Source organism: Citrobacter sp. Cpa228, from assembly GCF_030333085.1.
Taxonomy (GTDB): domain Bacteria; phylum Pseudomonadota; class Gammaproteobacteria; order Enterobacterales; family Enterobacteriaceae; genus Citrobacter; species Citrobacter pasteurii.
On record NZ_JAOWGQ010000019.1, the window covers coordinates 1 to 296 of the forward strand.

The 296-nt window shown below is 54.1% G+C and carries 1 pseudogene; it reads right to left on the reverse strand.

Going from position 1 to position 296, the window contains the following annotated elements:
• Positions 1-296 (reverse strand): annotated as a pseudogene (locus OGX91_RS00150) (putative type VI secretion system effector); the annotation flags it as partial.

The following is a 296-nucleotide window of genomic DNA, read 5'->3' on the forward strand; positions in this document are numbered from 1 at the left end:
ACCATCGCGGCAGACGCCATGTTCTCATCCTGCCTGCTGAAATATTCCCACGTCTGCGGATAGGCTTTGGTGTCAAAATAGTGCGTAAGGCAGCGCTGGTGGTAGTTTGTCACCACACCCCTGACCTTTATCAGCGGGGCTGGCGGGGGCAGTACCGGGTCCGGTGGCATATCGGCCAGCGCTTTTGCCAGCTGCTTTTCTTCACGATACAGTTCTGCCAGCCGTTTTTTATGCTTCTTCCTGCCGTCCGATTCATAGTGCGCAATGGTTTGTCTTAATTTTATCCACTCCCTGCG